This is a genomic window from Ralstonia sp. VS2407 (assembly GCF_052950655.1).
The window spans coordinates 166,975-184,202 of record NZ_JBRFVG010000003.1 but is presented as its reverse complement, the minus strand read 5'-3'; the positions used below and the strand labels follow the sequence as shown (position 1 = coordinate 184,202).

Genomic DNA, 17,228 nt, shown 5'->3' with positions numbered 1-17,228 from the left:
GGGGCTTTTTCGTCAGGCTACCTTCTGCGCGCCGTATCAGTCCTCTGCCGTATTGGCAGGTTTGCTGGCGTCAATCACGTTGCTGTTGATCTTCACCTTCGAGCGCGCCTTCAGTGCTTCGTAGTAGGCATTGAACTCGGTCTGACCGGCGGCCTGAGCCAGTTGCTGGGCATCGGCAGCACGGCGCGCCTCGTCCACGTTGGCCGGCGGCAGCACCTTGTTGATGCGATACAGTGCGTAGCCCTGGGCACCAAGGTCCACGCCGATGGTGACCGGCAGTTTGGTCGCATCAGCACGCAGGATGGCCGTCAGTGCAGCAGGCGACGTGCCTTGCGCCTGCTGGCGCGAGACCGTCTGGGCGGCGCTGAAGCCATCGGCGTTGTTGCTCTGCTTCACTGCGGCCAGCTTTTCTTCGCCAGCTTTCTTGGCCAGCGCAGCCGCTTGCTCGGCGATCACCTTGGCTTTGACCTGCTCACGCACGTCAGCCAGCTTCTTGACCGTGGCCGGACGGTACTCGGCGACACGCGCGGCAACGAGCGTGGTCGGGCCCACCTGGATGGCGGCCGTATTGCGGTGATTCTTGATCACGTCGTCTGCAAACAGCGCCTTGAGCACCTTGTCGTTGCCGATGGGACTGCCTGACTGCGCCGGGCTCGGCGTACGGGTCACGTTGTCAGCCGTCTGGATCTGCAGCTTGAGCTTGTCAGCCACCGGCTTCAGGCTGTCTGACTGATCTTCCACGGTGTTGGAGAACGCATCGGCCAGCTCCGAATACTTTTTGTTGGCGAGTTGCGTTCGCAGTTCGCGCTCAAGCTCCGGCTTGACGGCTTCCAGCGGCTGCACGCCGCCGCCCTTCACTTCTTCCAGCTTAATGATGTGGAAACCGAAATCGCTTTGCACCACGTCACTGATGTCGCCCGGCTGCTTGAGGGCGAACAGTGCGTTCTCGAACGGCGGCACGGTCGCGCCCTTGCCCAGGAAGCCCAGTTCCCCCCCCTGTGCAGCCGAACCCGGATCGCCCGAGTACTTCTTGGCCAGCTCAGCGAAGCTCGCCGGGTTCTTGCGCACCTCGGCAAGCACTTCTTCAGCCTTCTTCTTGGCGGCTTCCTTGTCGGCGGGCTTGGCGTTCTCGGGCAGCTTGATCAGGATGTGCGCGGCGCGGCGTTCTTCCTGCGTCTTGAAGCGCGCAGCGTTCTGATCGTAGTACTCCTTGATCTGCTCAGGCGTGACCGGGATCTGCTTCATCATGTCTTCGCCTGAGAACACGACATACTCGGCCTTGACCTGCTCCGGCACGGAGAACTCCTGCTGGTGCGCGTCGTAATAAGCCTGAATCGCCTTGTCGTCCGCGTTGACCTTTGCAGCGTAGTCAGCCGGCTTGAACAACAGCGCCTGCACTTCGCGTTGCTGATCACGTACCTGGATGAGGCGCTCCACCAGCGACTTCGGCACGAACGCCGACGATACGATCGATTGCGGAATCTGTTGCTGCGACAGCTCGAAGCGCAGATTGCCTTCCAACTGCTCGGGCGTCATGTTCTGCGCGGCGAGCAAGCGGACGTAGGCTTCCTGATCAAACGAGCCATCCGGCTTGCGCAGCGCTGCCACGGCCGGAATCTGCAGGATCGTGTCGCGAATCTTCTCGTTCGAGGTGGTCAGGTTTGCACGCACAACCTCATTGGCCAGCACGCGTTGCTGGATGATGCCGTCGAGCACATCACGGCGCATCTGCGGACCTTCGAACTGGCGCGGATCATATTGCGCACCAAGCATCTGGCGCAGACGCTCCGTCTGCTCGCGCACGCGCGCGTCGACTTCGTTGGTGGAGATGACCTTGCCGTCGACCTTGGCCGCGTCATGCGAGCTGTCCATGAAGCTCGAATAGCTCTGCACGCCGAAGAACACGAACGAAGGGAACACCAGAATCAGCAGCACCAGAAACATCAAGCGCCGATGCGTACGTACGAAATCAAGCATGCTGGACCGGAGGTGAATGGAAGATGGAAAATCCGGCGATTCTATCAGGTGCCGCCGACATTCCGGACAATCGCGGCGCAGCGTGCAGGCATGACCCGCAACGCATTCGCCGCTGAAAAGACAAAGGCCCGAACGAATCGGGCCTTTGTACAGGATTTGGCGGAGCGGACGGGACTCGAACCCGCGACCCCCGGCGTGACAGGCCGGTATTCTAACCGACTGAACTACCGCTCCAGATTGGATCGGACCACCCGACGCTGGAGCGGCAATACGAACGATGGTGGGTGCTGAGAGGCTCGAACTCCCGACCCGCGCCTTGTAAGGGCGCTGCTCTACCAACTGAGCTAAGCACCCGTTCGTACTGCCGGCGTGAGCCGGACTGTCCGGCGCCCGTGTTGTCACTCACGAGCACCAAAGCCCGCTAGTTTAGCGCATCTTTCAGCGCTTTGCCAGGTTTGAATTTCGCAACCTTGCCGCCTTCGATCGTGATGGCTGCACCCGTACGCGGATTGCGTCCATTACGTGAAGATCGCTTGCCGACGAGAAACGTACCGAAGCCAACCAGCGTGACCGACCCGCCCTCGCACAACGCATCTTTGATGCCGTCGATCAGCGCGTCGATGGCGCGCCCCGCCGCGGCTTTTGACATGTCAGTTTGTGCCGCCACATGGTCGATGAGATCAGTCTTGTTCATCGTGCCACCTCCCCGAACACCCGCTTAGTGTGGATTTATTAAAGTGGCCGTCAATCGACGTGTCAAGGCGAAGAACGGGGCGCCACACGTCGCAGCCTGCGCAAAGAAAAAGGGCCCGAACATGTCGGGCCCTTCCTCAACCTTGGCAGGCTACGGTGTCAGTGATGCACCATTTCCTGCGACTTGCCGTCGTCGCCCTTGGCGGGTGCCGGCTTGGCTTCTTCTTCCGGCAGCGGCTCCGGCTTGCGCACCAGCGCGAGTTCCAACACCTTGTCGATCCAGCGCACCGGCTGAATCTCGATGCTGTTCTTCACGTTGTCCGGAATGTCCGCCAAGTCCTTAACGTTCTCTTCCGGAATCAGCGCCAGCTTGATGCCGCCGCGGTGTGCAGCCAGCAGCTTTTCTTTCAAGCCGCCGATCGGCAGCACCTCGCCGCGCAGGGTGATTTCGCCGGTCATCGCCACGTCGGCGCGCACCGGAATACCGGTCAGCACCGATACCAGCGCCGTCGTCATCGCGATACCCGCCGACGGGCCGTCCTTGGGCGTCGCACCTTCGGGCACGTGGATGTGGATGTCGCGCTTCTCGAACATCTCATCCTTGATACCCAGCCGAGCCGAACGCGAACGTACCACCGAGCGCGCAGCCTCAACCGACTCCTTCATCACGTCGCCCAACGAACCCGTGCGGGTGATGTTGCCCTTGCCCGGCATCAGCGCGGCTTCGATGGTCAGCAGATCGCCGCCCACTTCGGTCCATGCCAAACCGGTCACCTGGCCGACTTGGTCTTCCTTACCGGCCAGACCAAAGTCGAAACGACGCACGCCAAGGAATTTGTCGAGGTTCTCCGAATCGACCTTCACCGACGTACCGCCTTCCTTCTTCAGCAGCAGCTGCTTGACGACCTTGCGGCAGATCTTCGAGACCTCGCGCTCCAGCGAACGCACACCAGCTTCCCGCGTGTAGTAGCGGATGATGTCGCGCAACGCGGCTTCGGTCACCTCAATCTCGCCTTCCTTCAGACCATTGTTCTTGATCTGCTTGGGCAGCAGGTAGCGGCGGGCGATGTTGACCTTTTCGTCTTCCGTGTAGCCCGACAGACGAATCACTTCCATCCGGTCCAGCAACGGCGCCGGAATGTTCAGCGAGTTCGACGTCGCCACGAACATCACGTCCGACAGGTCGAAGTCCACCTCGATGTAGTGGTCCTGGAACGTATGGTTCTGTTCCGGGTCCAGCACCTCGAGCAGCGCGGACGACGGGTCGCCGCGGAAGTCCGCACCCATCTTGTCGATTTCGTCGAGCAGGAACAGCGGGTTGCGCACGCCGACCTTCGTCAAGCTCTGCAGAATCTTGCCCGGCATCGACCCGATGTACGTACGGCGGTGACCGCGAATCTCGGCCTCGTCACGCACGCCACCCAGCGCCATGCGCACGAACTTGCGGTTCGTTGCACGCGCCACCGACTGCCCAAGCGAGGTCTTGCCAACACCCGGCGGCCCCACGAGGCACAGGATCGGCGCCTTCAGCTTGTCCACACGCTGTTGCACTGCGAGGTATTCAAGGATGCGCTCCTTGACCTTCTCCAGACCGTAGTGGTCTTGATCCAGCACTTGCTCGGCGTTCGACAGGTCGTTGTTGACCTTGCTCTTCTTGCGCCACGGCAGACCGACCAACGTGTCGATGTAGTTGCGCACGACCGTTGCCTCGGCCGACATCGGCGACATCAGCTTGAGCTTCTTGAACTCGGACTCGGCCTTCTTCTTGGCCTCCTTCGGCATGCGGGCGGCCTTGATCTTCTTGTCCAGCTCTTCGAGATCGGCGCCCTCTTCGCCTTCGCCCAGTTCCTTCTGGATGGCCTTGACCTGCTCGTTCAGGTAGTACTCGCGTTGGCTCTTCTCCATCTGGCGCTTGACGCGGCCGCGGATGCGCTTTTCCACCTGCAGGATATCGATCTCACCTTCAAGCTGCGAAAGCAGGCTCTCCAGACGTTCGGTCACGTTGAACATCTCGAGAATCTTCTGCTTCTGCTCGAGCTTGATCGGCAGATGCGCGGCGATGGTGTCAGCCAGACGACCCGGCTCATCGATGCCCGACAGCGACGTCAGGATCTCGGGCGGGATCTTCTTGTTCAGCTTCACGTACTGATCGAACTGCGACACGATGGCGCGACGCAGCGCCTCGGTCTCAGCCGATTCAGTGGGTTCCGGGCCGACGGGCACGGCTTCGCAGAAGAAGTGCGATTCGTCGTCGGTAACGGAAAGGATGTTGGCGCGCTGCGTGCCCTCGACCAGCACCTTCACGGTGCCGTCCGGCAGCTTCAGCATCTGCAAAATGTTGGCGATACAGCCGACCTCGTAGAGATCCTTGTCGGTCGGCTCGTCCTTGGCGGCGGTCTTTTGCGCCACGAGCATGATGCTCTTGCCCGCCTCCATCGCGGCTTCCAGCGCCTTGATGGATTTGGGGCGCCCCACGAACAGCGGAATCACCATGTGCGGAAACACCACCACGTCACGCAGCGGCAACAGCGGCAGGCGAATCTGCTCAGCGGGTAAAAGTTGGGTTCCGGACATTATTTTCCCCAGAAAGTCATGTAAGGGCTAAATTGGGCACAGCGACGGTTTTACAAGACCGCTGCTGCAAGTCGCATGCCGACCCGGTTTCCCGAAGCAAAAAAAGCCGCTCGCGAGCGAACGGCTTCCTGCATGGGATGCATACGGCGCATCCCGGCCGGGCATTCGCGTCAGTTGGAACCTGCAACCTTGGGTTGCTCTTCGTAAATCAGCAAGGGCTTGCCTTCGTCAGAGATCGTACTTTCATCGATCACCACTTTTTGCACACCCTTATGGTTGGGGAGGTCATACATCACATCCATCAGAGCGTGCTCGACAATGGAACGCAGACCGCGCGCCCCCGTCTTGCGCTTGATTGCCTTGCGAGCAATTGCCGTCAGCGCACTCGGACGAATTTCCAGTTCCACCCCTTCCATTGCCAGCAGCTTCTGGTACTGCTTGACGATTGCATTCTTGGGCTCGACCAGGATTTCCATCAAGGCAGCCTCGTCGAGCTTGGCCAGCGTCGCCACCACGGGCAGACGGCCAATCAACTCGGGAATCAGACCGAACTTGATGAGATCTTCTGGCTCCACTTGCGGCAGCACTTCGCTGACGTCGCGCTCTTCCTTGCTCTGCACCTCCGCCCCAAAACCGATACCGGTCTTGTCGGAGCGCTGCATGATGATCTTTTCAAGGCCATCGAACGCCCCACCGCAAATGAACAGGATGTTGGTCGTATCCACCTGCAGGAAGTCCTGGTTCGGATGCTTGCGACCACCTTGCGGGGGCACCGACGCCATCGTCCCTTCCACCAGCTTGAGCAGCGCTTGCTGGACGCCTTCCCCGGAAACGTCCCGGGTGATGGAAGGGTTGTCAGACTTGCGCGAAATCTTGTCGATTTCGTCGATGTAGACGATCCCACGCTGGGCCTTGTCCACCTCGTAATTGCAGTTCTGCAGCAGCTTCTGGATGATGTTTTCGACATCCTCGCCCACATAACCAGCTTCGGTCAGTGTGGTGGCGTCGGCGATGACGAACGGCACGTTCAAAAGACGCGCCAGCGTTTGAGCAAGCAGGGTCTTGCCCGAGCCGGTCGGCCCGATGAGCAGGATGTTGCTCTTGGACAGCTCGACATCGTCCTTCTTGCCGAGGTGCTTCAAACGCTTGTAATGATTGTAAACCGCCACCGCCAAGATCTTCTTGGCCTGCTCCTGACCGATCACATATTGGTCCAGGCTTTGGCGAATTTCATGCGGCGTGGGCAGATCGGACTTGACCGCCAGACCACCTTCCTTTTCGGAGATGGCGGCTTCGTCCCGGATGATCTCGTTGCACAGGTCGATACATTCATCGCAGATGAAGACCGAGGGGCCGGCAATCAGTTTCTTGACCTCATGCTGGCTCTTGCCGCAGAACGAGCAATACAGCAGCTTTTCGCCAGTCGAGCCTTTCTTGTCCGCCATAACGATTACCAGTAGTTCTTGGCAGCATCATACGCCAAATTATCTGGCGACGATCCGCAGGTGTTGTTCAAAGCAAAAACGAGGCGCGAGGCCTCGTTTTTGACACCGCTTGACATGTTTGACGCGGTTAACCGGTGTGCCGTGGAACGCACCGGCAATACCGCCTACCGCGCACATCGACGCATGACTGTGACACTTCAGCGCTTTGCGATGACCTGGTCAATCAGGCCATATTCCTTGGCCTGTTCGCTGCTCATGAAGTTGTCACGATCCGTGTCGCGCGCGATCTTGTCGACTGGTTGACCGGTCGCTTCCGAAAGCACAGTGTTCAGGCGCTCACGCAAGTACAGAATCTCGCGCGCCTGGATCTCAATGTCCGAGGCCTGGCCACGTGCACCGCCCAGCGGCTGGTGAATCATGATGCGCGAGTTCGGCAAGGCCAAGCGCTTGCCCTTCGCGCCGGCCGCCAGCAGGAATGCGCCCATGCTGGCCGCCATACCCATGCAAAGCGTGGACACATCCGGCTTGATGAACTGCATCGTGTCGTACATCGCCAGACCGGACGATACCGAACCGCCCGGCGAGTTGATGTACAGCGAGATGTCCTTGTCCGGATTCTCGCTTTCCAGGAACAGCAACTGTGCCACCACGAGGTTGGCAGTCTGGTCGTTGACCTCGCCCACCATGAAGATCACTCGCTCCTTGAGCAGGCGCGAGTAGATGTCGTAGGCGCGCTCGCCGCGGCCAGACTGTTCGACCACCATCGGCACCAGACCAAGCCCCTGCGTTTCGAGCGCGGAAGCCTGGGTACGGGCAAGTTGGTCGATCAGTTCATTGCGGATCATGCGGTTCTCCGGTGCTTATTTCGGAAACTCTATCGATCGAATCAGCCTTGCGCCGGCGTGGCGGTCAGCTCTTCGAACGACACGGCCTTGTCAGTAACCTTGGCCTTGTCGCACACAAAATTTACCACGTTGTTTTCGAGCACGTAGGCTTCCATCTCGGCCAGGCGCTGTTGGTCGCCGTAGTACCAGCGGATGACTTCCTTCGGATCTTCGTAGCTCTTGGCGAACTCTTCGATCTCGGCCTTGATCTGCTCCGGCTTGGCTTCCAGGCCATTGGCCTTCACGACTTCTGCCAGCACCAGGCCCAGCTTCACGCGACGCTCGGCTTGCTGCGTGAACATCTCGGCCGGGATCGGCATGTTCTTGGCGTTCGGCATGCCACGCGATTCGAGGTCACGGCGGGCCATTTCAACCAGGCGCTCCTGGTCTTGCTCGACCAGCGACTTCGGTACGTCCAGCTCTGCCACCTTCAGCAGCGCTTCCATGACTTGGTCCTTGAGCAGCGCGTGCGTGCGGCGCTTGACTTCACGCTCGAGGTTTTCGCGGATGTCGGCGCGCATCTTGTCGAGGTTGCCGTCGGCGATGCCCAGCGATTGCGCGAAGGCTTCGTTGACTTCCGGCAGGTGTGCCCACTCGACTTGCTTGAGCGTAACGGTGAACTCAGCCGTCTTACCGGCGACGTCCTTGCCGTGGTAGTCCTCGGGGAATGCCAGGGGGAATTTCTTCGACTCGCCTTGCTTCAGGCCCAGCGTGGCTTGTTCGAACTCGGGCAGCATGCGGCCTTCGCCCAGCACGAAGCTGAAACCTTCAGCCTTGCCGCCGGCAAATTCCACGCCGTCGATCGTACCCACGAAATCGACCGTTACGCGGTCGCCATCCTGTGCAACCGCTGCACCACCGTCGCCGTGCTCGCCGGCTTCGCCGCGCGGGTGGTAGTGCACGCGTTGCTTGCGCAGGATGTCGAGCGTCTTGTCGATCTCGGCATCGGTGATTTCGGTCTTGGTGCGGGTCAGTTCTGCGCCGGCCAGATCGCCGAGCTTGACTTCCGGATACACCTCGAAGGTGGCGTCGAACGCGACTTGGTCATCGGCCACGCCTTCGGTCTTCAGCTCAAAGCGCGGTTGGCCGGCAACCTTCACGCCCTGCTCGTTGGTGATGTCGAAGAACTGACGGGCAGCCTTGTCGTAGCGGACTTCGAATTCGACCTGTTGGCCGTATTGCTTCTCGACCATCTTCATCGGGACCTTGCCCGGGCGGAAGCCGGACATCTTGACGGTCTTGGACAGACGCGCCAGACGGCTTTGCTTCTCTTGCTCCACTTCGGCCTTCGGGACAGCCAGGGTCACTTTGCGATCAAGCTTGCCGAGGTTTTCGATAGTCGACATGGTCGTAATTCCAGATTCAGAAGATGGTTGCGTCGAACGGCGCAGCGCCAGCAGCAGCCGTGGTTCAAAGTTCTTGGTCTTGCCGGGCTTGCAGGAATGCGGCGCGAGGGCCGCTTCAAAGCACAATGCACGGCACAACGGGCGCGTTCAGGCTGGCAAGCGCAAAACGCATATTATGGCATGGAACGTTCGGCGGCCCTGATTTTTTGGCTCGGAATGCTTGGAAAACCCTCCAAACAGCGCATTAGTCCAGCAGTTGCGCAGCTTCGTTTTGGGTGGGTGCAGCGCTCTGCTCTTGCGAGCGTCCATGCTGCAATGCTCGCAAGATAAAACGGCCGGGATCAAGCGCTGCGGCCAGATCCGATTCCAGCGGCAGCGGACCGCCGTCGATCTGGGCCGCCAGCAACTCAGCGCCCAGCACAGACCATGTGAGCCCGCGCGAGCCGTACGCAAGGGCGGCATACAGCCCGCCGAGGCGAGGCAGTTGCGCATGCGGCCCGCGCAAGCGAAAGCCGGGCGCCCTGGCCGCCGCCTCATCCACCAGCGGACCGATCAACGGCAACCGGTTGGCGGAGACGCACCGCACACCAACATATCCATGCAGTTCTGCAGGATTCAGCTTCGCCAGCGCGCCCGATTGCTTTGGCTGCAATCGACCAAGCCGATCGAGGTTAGCCGCGTGATCAGCGACGCGCTCGGCCAGATCGGATTCGCCCGGCTGGAACGACGAGCCTGTACGTACCGTCCTTGCCCCCGCTTCGGCGGGCAGCAGGTAGCCATCGCCGCAAACGACGGCCTTCGGCCAGGCAGCACCCGGCTCCAAGCTGCTGGTGGGCACATCTGTGAGTTGACCGCGCACCGGCTTGAGCGACGCAGATGTCAGCGGAGCCAGGCGTGCGGCACCCAGACTGTTGGCGAGAACGACGACCGGCGCACTCGCAATCACATCGCCTTGCGAATCCAGCGCATGCCATTGATCGCCGTCTTGGCGCAGCGATTCGACGTGCGTATTCCAGCGCGCATCAACTGCGGCGCCAGCAGCGGCCAGATTGGCGCGACAAACATCAGGCGGCGCAACCCAGCCGGCTTGCGCAAACCACCAGCCGCCCTGCGGCACCCTGGCGCCGACACGTCGGGCGGCTTCGTTCACGTCGAGCCAATCGATGTAATCCGTCGGATAGCCGAGCGCTTGCACGATGCGTTGCTGCTCGACAGCGTCGTCGGCATGTTCGGCGAGTTGGAGCACGCCGGTAGGTTGGAAACCTGTGGCGAAGCCGGCGCGATCGAGTGCGTCCCAATGGCGGCGTGCGAGCAGGTTGCCGGTGCGCGAAAGGCGCGAAAGCACGCTGTCGTCGATGGACACATGCGGATGCATGGCCGCTGCGCGATGCGCCGACGTGCCGAGCGCGGGGCCGTCGTTTGCGTCGATGAGGGTGATGCGCCAGCCGCGCGATGCGAGCCGCTCCGCAACAGAGCAGCCTGCAAGCCCCGCGCCGAGCACGATGGCGTGATGCTGGCTCCAGGCGGGCGCTTCAGCCGGTCCGCGCCTGGTGCGCCAATGGGTTGGGAACTGCGCGACCGTCATGTCGCGCTTGGAGCCGAAACCGGGCGCCTTGTGCGCCTCGAAGCCAGCCTCCTGCAGGCCGCGTCGCACGAATCCTGCGGCGGTGTACGTGGCTAATGTCGCGCCGGCACGAGCGACCCGCGCGAGCTGCTTGAACACGCGCGGCTGCCACAGGTCAGGATTCTTGGCTGGGGAGAAGCCGTCGAGATAGAACGCGTCGGCGGCGCACGACAGCTGTGGCAGCGTCTCCATCGCATCACCGAACAGGAGCGTGAGGGTGACGCGGCCGCCGTCGAACGCAAGGCGATGCACACCGGGCACCGGCACTGGCCATGATTGACGGAGCGTCTCGGCCAGCGGGGCCAGCGCACCGCTTTTCGGATGCACGATCGACAGGCCTGCGCGATCGAACGGATGCTTCTCGATCGAGACGAAATCGAGCCGCGCGCAACGCTGCGGATCGTCGCGCCATACAGCCCACGTGGCCAGGAAATTCAGGCCCTGGCCGAAGCCGGTTTCGACGATAGTGAAGGTGCGCTTGCCCTGCCATGCAGCCGGCAAGCGGTTGCCGCCCAGGAAGACGTGCTGCGCCTGCGCCCAACCGCCTTCGGAGCTGTGATAGACGTCGTCGTACTCTGCGGAGAACGGCGTGCCGTCCGACGTGAGCTGAGGCGTGGCGAGAACGAGGCCGCGTGGCATGAAACACCTTAGAAAGAAGCGGCGAATTGTAACGCCGCCCTTCCCTTGCGCCTTGATCTGAAGCAGTCTGCCTACCGTCTTTCCCCGGAGGCCGGGTCGGCCAGACTCACCGGCTGCACGATCATTGGATGCTTGGTTATCGCGGCCGGATAAGCGTACGGTGTGCCCCCAAGCCGGTCTCTTCAGCGCTGCCAGTCCATACATGAGGGCGTCGCACAATACCTCTGCCGGGTCCGATAAATGCCAATCCAGAAGGGTGCGCTAGGAATTGGCGAGGAGCAGCAAGATGGCGCTAGACCCGATCGTCCGGGGACCGGCGCTGCCAAGCCATGAACGCAACCGCCAGCGCGGCCACAGACAGGCCGATTGCCAGCCCAGTCAACCTCCCAGCGCGACGGGCCTCATCGGCTTGGTGGCGCGCTTCAATGGCCTGGCGCACGGTTTCCCAGAAGGCCTCGCGATGCTCGTTCTCGTCAAAAATGGACATGGCACGCTTCCCCGTTTCGTATGGCTTGCCTTGCCATCGTAGGGAACGCCCGGCTGGTCTGCCACCGCACGTTTCGTGTAGGACACGGTGCCAGCCATTACTCAAACGGCAGGCAGCGGCTTGCGCCCGGGGCCGTCGAGGGGTCGAGCGATCTCGGCATCGCCTTGCCCGAGGTCCATTGCATCTGCGCGTTCGGCGGTGGACAGCTCGTCTGCGCGATAGCCCGTGCGGTTGAGCAGTACCAGCGTGCACGCCAGCGACACCAGCGCATACAGCGCCGAGGACACCGCCACGCCCACGATATTGCCGCTGCTGTTGAGCATCCACTGCGCAAACACGGGCGTGCCACCCCCCACCACAAGCGAACACAGCTGGTACGCCAGCGACAGTCCCGTATAGCGGATGCGCGTCGGGAACACGCGCGCCAGAATGCCGCCGATGGCACCGTAGAACATCGAATGCGGAATCGTTGCCAGGCACATGCCGAGCAACGCAATCCAATACACCTTGGTCTCGATGGCAAAGAACATCACCGGCATGAGCAGGAATTCCGGCAGCACCATCAGGCAGATCGCACGACGCATGTCCATGCGCGAAACCAGCCATGCACCGATTGGCTGCGTGATGAACTGCACCACCAACGCAATCGCGATGATGCCGAGGAAGGTGTCCTGCGCGTAGCCGAGCTCCTTCGTGGCCCACGCGAGCGCGAAATTGCTCTTCAGGTACGTCACGTGAATGAGCGGCAGCGTGCCAGCACCCAGCAGCACGAGGCCCCAATGGTCACGCACCACATCTTTGAGTGGCAGTTTGACGGTCTTCTTCTGTGCCAGCACGCGCTTCATGTCATCCGACTCTTCCAGCTTCAGGCGGATGACCATGCCGACAATCACCAGCAGCGCCGACAGCAAGAAGGGCACGCGCCAGCCCCACAGCATGAACTGCGGTGTCGGCAATGCGCTCAGCGCAAAGAACACCAGCGTTGCAAGCAGATTGCCCGTGGGCGAACCCTGCTGCGCAAATGCCGAGTACAGGATGCTCTTGCGCTTGGGTGCGCTTTCGCTGGCGATCAGCACTGCACCGCCCCACTCGCCGCCCACGGCCACGCCCTGGATCACGCGCAGCACCACCAAGCCCACCGGCGCCCACATGCCGATCTGCGCATAGCCCGGAAGCAGGCCAATGCCCATCGTCGCCACGCCCATCAGGATGAGCGTGATGATGAGTGTGGTCTTACGGCCAATCTTGTCGCCCAGATGGCCAAAGATGATCCCGCCGATGGGCCGCGCCGCAAAGCCCGCCCACAACGTGACGAACGACAACAGCGTCGCGATGCCCGGGTCCAGCGTCTTGGAGAAGAACACCTTGCCGAAGACAAGCGCGGCAGCAAGGCCGTAGATGTAGAAGTCGTACCACTCGATGGTGGTGCCGATGAATGCGGCCACCGCGGCACGGCGCGGCTGCAGATTTGCGGCCGCGTCGGTCTGGGGCGCAGGCTGATGAGGCATGTTGGTCTCCTTGGTGGTACTGCCGGTTTGGCGAAGCCTCTGCTGGGCTGTCTGCCTTGTTGTGGTGAACCTGGGTTACTTCATTTCAAAACGCCAGCCTGAAACAAGCGCTGCCGGGTGTCTGCGTCAATGCCCAGCGAAGCCAGCACGGCATCGGTATCGGCGCCGAGCGCAGGCGGCGCGTTGCGATACGTAGCCGGCGTGCGCGACAGCTTGATCGGCGAACCGGTCCCGCGGTACTCGCCCAGTGCGACCACCATCTGCCGGTGCAGCGTATGCGGATGGCGCGCCACCACATCGACGCTCAACACGGGCCCGCAGGGTACGCCGCCATGGATCAGGTCTTGTGCAAGCGTCTCGCAGTCGAAGCGTGCCAGTTGTGCTTCCAGCGCGTGCTTCAGCTCCGGGCGATGCGCGCAGCGGCTGCGGTTGTCCGCGAAGCGCGCGTCGTGCGCCAATTCCGGCGCGCCGATATGCGCGCACAGCTTGGCGAACTGGCGATCGTTGCCCACCGCCAGAAAAATCGGCGCGGTGCCGGTCTGGTAGCTGTCGTACGGGGCAATGTTCGGGTGCGCATTGCCGCTGCGCTGCGGCACCTTGCCCGAGCCAAAGTAGTTGGGCAGATGCGGATGCAGCAGCGACACACCGCAGTCGTACAGAGCAATATCGATCGATTGCCCGCGCCCGCTCTTCTCGCGCTCGGCCAGCGCCAGCAGGATGCCGGCGAGCGCGTTGAGCCCCGTCACCATATCGACGATCGGCAGGCCGACACGCATCGGGCCGCCATCGCGCTCGCCATTGACGCTCATCAGGCCAGCCATGGCCTGGATGGCGGCGTCGTAGCCGGGCAACCCACCGAGCGGGCCGTCAGGGCCAAAGCCGGAAACGGCGCAGTGGATCAAGCGCGGAAAGCGCGGTTGCAGGTCGCGCTCGAAATCCATGCCCCAGCGGGCGAGCGTGCCAGGCTTGAAATTCTCGACCAGCACATCGGCGTCTTCCAGCAATTGCCAGAGCACGGCGCGGCCCTCTTCGTTCGACAGATCGACCGAGATACCGAGCTTGTTGCGGTTGACGCCGTTGAAGTACCAGGCGGTATCGCTCTCGTCGAACGGCGGGCCCCAGGTGCGGGTTTCATCGCCAACGGGCGGCTCCAGCTTGATGACCTGCGCGCCGTGATCGGCGAGTGCCTGCGTGCAATATGGACCGCCGAGCACGCGGCTCAGGTCGATGACCTTCAGGCCGTGCAATGCGCCGTGGATTGTGCTCATTGCACGTCTCCGGTCGGCAACGCCTGCATCGCCAGGGCAAATGACACCTCGCGCTGCTTGACGAGCGCATCACACAGCAGCGCATCATCGTTCTCGGGCAAGGCCAGCGGATCGACCGGCAGCAGCTTGTGACGCAGCACCAGATGCGCAAGCGCCAGCCGGCGATGGTCCGGCGCCAGACGCACGCCTTCCACCGCCATGAAGATGGCTGTGGTGATGTGATACAGCGCAGAGCCGGCCTGACGCACCAGTTCGTCGCTGCCGTCTTCAGCCACCTTGGCAATTGCACCGCATACGCGGTCGAGCGTGGCGCGCAGCAACGCATCGCTCTGCGGCGGCAGCGTGACGCCATCGAGCATGCCGATGAGATAGGCGCGCAACGGCTCCAACGCGCCTTCGCGCTTCACAGCGCGTGCAATGTCAAGCGCGACGATGTTGCTCGTACCCTCCCAGATGGAGCCCAGATGTGCGTCACGCACGAGGCGCGCATCGCTCCACTCTTCGATGTAGCCGGTACCACCGCGTACTTCCATCGCGTCTCCGGTTACGCGGCGCGCGTCGCGGCAAGCGCGGAACTTGATGAGCGGTGTCAGGATGCGCACGCATTTGGCGGCCTGCGCATCACCTGCATCTGCCAGCGGCAGCCGTTGCGCGATCTGCATGAACATCGAGCGCGCCTGCTCCGTCGGCAGCAACATCTTCAGAAGCTGGCGCTGCATCAGCGGCATGTCGATCAGCTTGCGGCCGAAGGCTTCACGGTTGCGCGCAATGTGCAACGCTTCGGTCGTGGCGCGGCGCATCAGGCCGGCAGCGCGCACACCGTTCGACAGCCGCGACATGTTGATCATGTCGGCCATCTGGTGGAAGCCTCGGCCGATCTCGCCGATCAGGTATGCGGCGGCGCCCTCGAGCACGATCTCGCCGCTGGCCATCGAACGGGTGCCCAGTTTGTCTTTCAGGCGGACGATGCGGTAGTGGTTGCGCGAGCCGTCGGGCAGCGCCTTGGGCAACAGGAACAGCGCCAGACCGTTGATGCCGGATGGCGCACCGTCCGGTCGGGCGAGCACCATGGCGAGATCGGCATCGGCGTTGGAGCAGAACCATTTGTCACCGTACAGCCGCCAGGTTTGCGTGCCGTTGGGGGCGGTTTCCAAGGCGGCGCGCGTGGCGATTCGGGCGACGTCCGACCCGGCCGCCTGCTCGGTCATGAACATCGCGCCCTGGTACAGCACATCAAAGTCGCGCGAAGCCAGCATCGGCAGGTAGCGCGCCACGACTGCAGGATCGCCAAACTTGCGCAGCGTGCGCGTGAGCGAATCCGTCATGCTGACCGGGCAGCACAAGCCGAACTCCGCCTGCACGAACAGATAGGTGAGCGCGTATTTGACCAGCGGCGGCGGTGCGTTGCCGACATGGCTCATGGATGCGAGACCTAGCTCGGCATAGGCCACGCGCTCCAGCGCAACGTAATCGGGGTGCTTGTCGATGCTCTGCACGGGCTCGCCGCGACGGGTGCGGTGGCGTAGCTGGGGCGGGTTGTGATCGGCGCTGAGGGCCCAGGCGTCGAGTTCGTCCGAGGCGCGCTGGCCGAGCGACTTGAGCTGGGGCTCCAGCTCGCGGTATCGGGCGTCGCCCAGGTACAGCCGCAAAAGGCGCCCGAGGTCAGGATCGACGTGGAAGAAATTGATCCCCCGGCTGTCGGGGATGTTCTGGTGGCCGCCGGACTGGGTCGTAAGCGGCTCGCGGGCGATGTCGTTCATGCGGTTGGCCTCGCTGTCTCCTGTTTTGTCCGGCCAGCATAGAAACGCTATCGATAATCGTCCAATACAGGTTTTGTCCTGTACGATAAGAATCCCTTATCGACGATCACGCCCGTAATGGACTTGAAGCAACTGCGCTATTTCGTTGCCGTGGCGGAAGAACTGCACTTCGGGCGTGCGGCGCAACGGCTGTTCATCTCCCAGCCGGCGCTGAGTTTCGACATCCGCAAATTCGAAGACCAGCTGGGCGTGCAACTGCTCGCGCGCACCAGCAAAAGCGTGGCGCTCACGAACGCCGGTCAGGTGTTGTTGGACGAGGCCCGCAAGCTGTTGCAGCAAGCGGCAGAGGTCGAGCGCATCACGCAGCGCTCTGCGCACGGGCTGGCGGGCCGGCTGCGCGTCGCCTTCGTCAATTCGATGCTGTATCGCGGCCTGCCGCGCGCGGTGGAGCGCTTCGAGGCCGATCACCCCGCCGTGGAAATCATCCTGCGCGAAATGAACACAGGCGAGCAGGTCCAGGCCATCCAGCGTCAGCAGATCGACCTGGGCTGCGCATATTGGGGCACGTTTCCCGCCGACGTCGTTTCCACGCCGATCTTCTCGGAGCCCTTCGTCGCCTGCCTGCCCGCCGGCCACGCGCTGGCGCGCCGCAAGAGCCTGGGGCTGGATGCGCTCGCACAAGAGCCGTTCATCCTCTTCCCACGCACGGTGTCACCGCACTATCACGACCTGATCATCGCGCTGTGCGTGGATGCGGGGTTCAGCCCGGTGATCCGCCACGAGGCACGGCTTTGGCAAACCGTGGTGACGATGGTGGGGTTCGGCATGGGCGTGGCGCTGGTGCCCAAGACGCTGCAACACGCCGGCGATGCGCGCGTGAGCTTCGTGCCGCTGGCCGGTGGCAAAAAAGAATCGCCCGTGCTGTCATTACGACGCACCGGCGATGCAGAGCCGGTAGCAAGCCGCTTTCTCGAGTACCTAGAAGCCGCTGCGCACGAGAACGTGAAACCTTGAAGGCTCAAC

At 62.3% G+C, this 17,228-nt stretch carries 12 protein-coding genes and 2 tRNA genes; 1 reads left to right on the top strand and 13 read right to left on the bottom strand.

Annotation, left to right across the window (positions count from 1 at the left end):
• Positions 1–36: 36 nt before the first annotated feature.
• From ACU8YE_RS06535 to ACU8YE_RS06475, 13 genes are all read right to left on the bottom strand, one after another.
• Positions 37–1,977 (bottom strand): SurA N-terminal domain-containing protein, encoded by a 1,941-nt coding sequence (locus tag ACU8YE_RS06535; RefSeq protein WP_446928356.1) that lies wholly within the window; start codon positions 1,975–1,977, stop codon positions 37–39.
• 157 nt (positions 1,978–2,134) lie between these two features.
• A tRNA-Asp gene (locus tag ACU8YE_RS06530) sits at positions 2,135–2,211 on the bottom strand.
• A 44-nt stretch (positions 2,212–2,255) separates the two neighbouring features.
• Positions 2,256–2,331: transfer RNA gene (locus ACU8YE_RS06525), tRNA-Val, on the bottom strand.
• Between the two features lie 67 nt (positions 2,332–2,398).
• Positions 2,399–2,671 carry an HU family DNA-binding protein gene (locus tag ACU8YE_RS06520; protein WP_012762050.1) on the bottom strand — a complete coding sequence of 91 codons (273 nt, stop codon included), beginning with the start codon at positions 2,669–2,671 and terminating at the stop codon, positions 2,399–2,401.
• 158 nt (positions 2,672–2,829) lie between these two features.
• The gene (gene lon, locus ACU8YE_RS06515) at positions 2,830–5,244 is read right to left on the bottom strand and encodes an endopeptidase La (RefSeq protein WP_446928355.1); all 2,415 of its coding nucleotides are present in this window, start codon (positions 5,242–5,244) and stop codon (positions 2,830–2,832) included.
• Between the two features lie 170 nt (positions 5,245–5,414).
• Positions 5,415–6,689 (bottom strand): ATP-dependent Clp protease ATP-binding subunit ClpX, encoded by a 1,275-nt coding sequence (gene clpX, locus ACU8YE_RS06510; protein WP_009238059.1) that lies wholly within the window; start codon positions 6,687–6,689, stop codon positions 5,415–5,417.
• A gap of 197 nt (positions 6,690–6,886) precedes the next feature.
• The gene (gene clpP, locus ACU8YE_RS06505; RefSeq protein WP_024975598.1) at positions 6,887–7,534 is read right to left on the bottom strand and encodes an ATP-dependent Clp endopeptidase proteolytic subunit ClpP; all 648 of its coding nucleotides are present in this window, start codon (positions 7,532–7,534) and stop codon (positions 6,887–6,889) included.
• A 41-nt stretch (positions 7,535–7,575) separates the two neighbouring features.
• A complete protein-coding gene (tig, locus tag ACU8YE_RS06500; protein ID WP_092970246.1) occupies positions 7,576–8,919 on the bottom strand; it encodes a trigger factor in 1,344 nt (447 codons plus the stop codon).
• 244 nt (positions 8,920–9,163) lie between these two features.
• Complete coding sequence (gene mnmC, locus ACU8YE_RS06495; RefSeq protein ID WP_446928354.1) at positions 9,164–11,182, bottom strand: bifunctional tRNA (5-methylaminomethyl-2-thiouridine)(34)-methyltransferase MnmD/FAD-dependent 5-carboxymethylaminomethyl-2-thiouridine(34) oxidoreductase MnmC; 2,019 nt, start codon at positions 11,180–11,182, stop codon at positions 9,164–9,166.
• Between the two features lie 292 nt (positions 11,183–11,474).
• Entirely contained in the window at positions 11,475–11,669 is a 195-nt protein-coding gene (locus ACU8YE_RS06490; protein WP_232042887.1) for a hypothetical protein, read from the bottom strand.
• Between the two features lie 101 nt (positions 11,670–11,770).
• Positions 11,771–13,177: an MFS transporter gene (locus ACU8YE_RS06485; RefSeq protein WP_322016749.1), complete on the bottom strand. Its 1,407-nt coding sequence runs from the start codon at positions 13,175–13,177 to the stop codon at positions 11,771–11,773.
• Between the two features lie 80 nt (positions 13,178–13,257).
• Positions 13,258–14,445: a CaiB/BaiF CoA transferase family protein gene (locus ACU8YE_RS06480; RefSeq protein WP_446928353.1), complete on the bottom strand. Its 1,188-nt coding sequence runs from the start codon at positions 14,443–14,445 to the stop codon at positions 13,258–13,260.
• Positions 14,442–16,205: an acyl-CoA dehydrogenase family protein gene (locus tag ACU8YE_RS06475; protein ID WP_446928352.1), complete on the bottom strand. Its 1,764-nt coding sequence runs from the start codon at positions 16,203–16,205 to the stop codon at positions 14,442–14,444. The genes ACU8YE_RS06480 and ACU8YE_RS06475 overlap by 4 nt, the downstream gene beginning before the upstream one ends.
• 117 nt (positions 16,206–16,322) lie before the next feature.
• On the opposite strand from ACU8YE_RS06475, the gene ACU8YE_RS06470 reads away from it, so the two are divergent.
• Complete coding sequence (locus ACU8YE_RS06470; protein ID WP_446928351.1) at positions 16,323–17,219, top strand: LysR family transcriptional regulator; 897 nt, start codon at positions 16,323–16,325, stop codon at positions 17,217–17,219.
• Positions 17,220–17,228 lie beyond the last annotated feature (9 nt).

Coding starts and splice junctions, on each gene's coding strand:
- mnmC (WP_446928354.1), bottom strand. CDS start 11,182: ATGCCACGCGGCCTCGTTCTCGCCACGCCTCAGCTCACGTCGGACGGC.
- ACU8YE_RS06470 (WP_446928351.1), top strand. CDS start 16,323: ATGGACTTGAAGCAACTGCGCTATTTCGTTGCCGTGGCGGAAGAACTG.
- ACU8YE_RS06485 (WP_322016749.1), bottom strand. CDS start 13,177: ATGCCTCATCAGCCTGCGCCCCAGACCGACGCGGCCGCAAATCTGCAG.
- lon (WP_446928355.1), bottom strand. CDS start 5,244: ATGTCCGGAACCCAACTTTTACCCGCTGAGCAGATTCGCCTGCCGCTG.
- ACU8YE_RS06535 (WP_446928356.1), bottom strand. CDS start 1,977: ATGCTTGATTTCGTACGTACGCATCGGCGCTTGATGTTTCTGGTGCTG.
- ACU8YE_RS06475 (WP_446928352.1), bottom strand. CDS start 16,205: ATGAACGACATCGCCCGCGAGCCGCTTACGACCCAGTCCGGCGGCCAC.
- ACU8YE_RS06520 (WP_012762050.1), bottom strand. CDS start 2,671: ATGAACAAGACTGATCTCATCGACCATGTGGCGGCACAAACTGACATG.
- tig (WP_092970246.1), bottom strand. CDS start 8,919: ATGTCGACTATCGAAAACCTCGGCAAGCTTGATCGCAAAGTGACCCTG.
- ACU8YE_RS06490 (WP_232042887.1), bottom strand. CDS start 11,669: ATGTCCATTTTTGACGAGAACGAGCATCGCGAGGCCTTCTGGGAAACC.
- clpX (WP_009238059.1), bottom strand. CDS start 6,689: ATGGCGGACAAGAAAGGCTCGACTGGCGAAAAGCTGCTGTATTGCTCG.
- clpP (WP_024975598.1), bottom strand. CDS start 7,534: ATGATCCGCAATGAACTGATCGACCAACTTGCCCGTACCCAGGCTTCC.
- ACU8YE_RS06480 (WP_446928353.1), bottom strand. CDS start 14,445: ATGAGCACAATCCACGGCGCATTGCACGGCCTGAAGGTCATCGACCTG.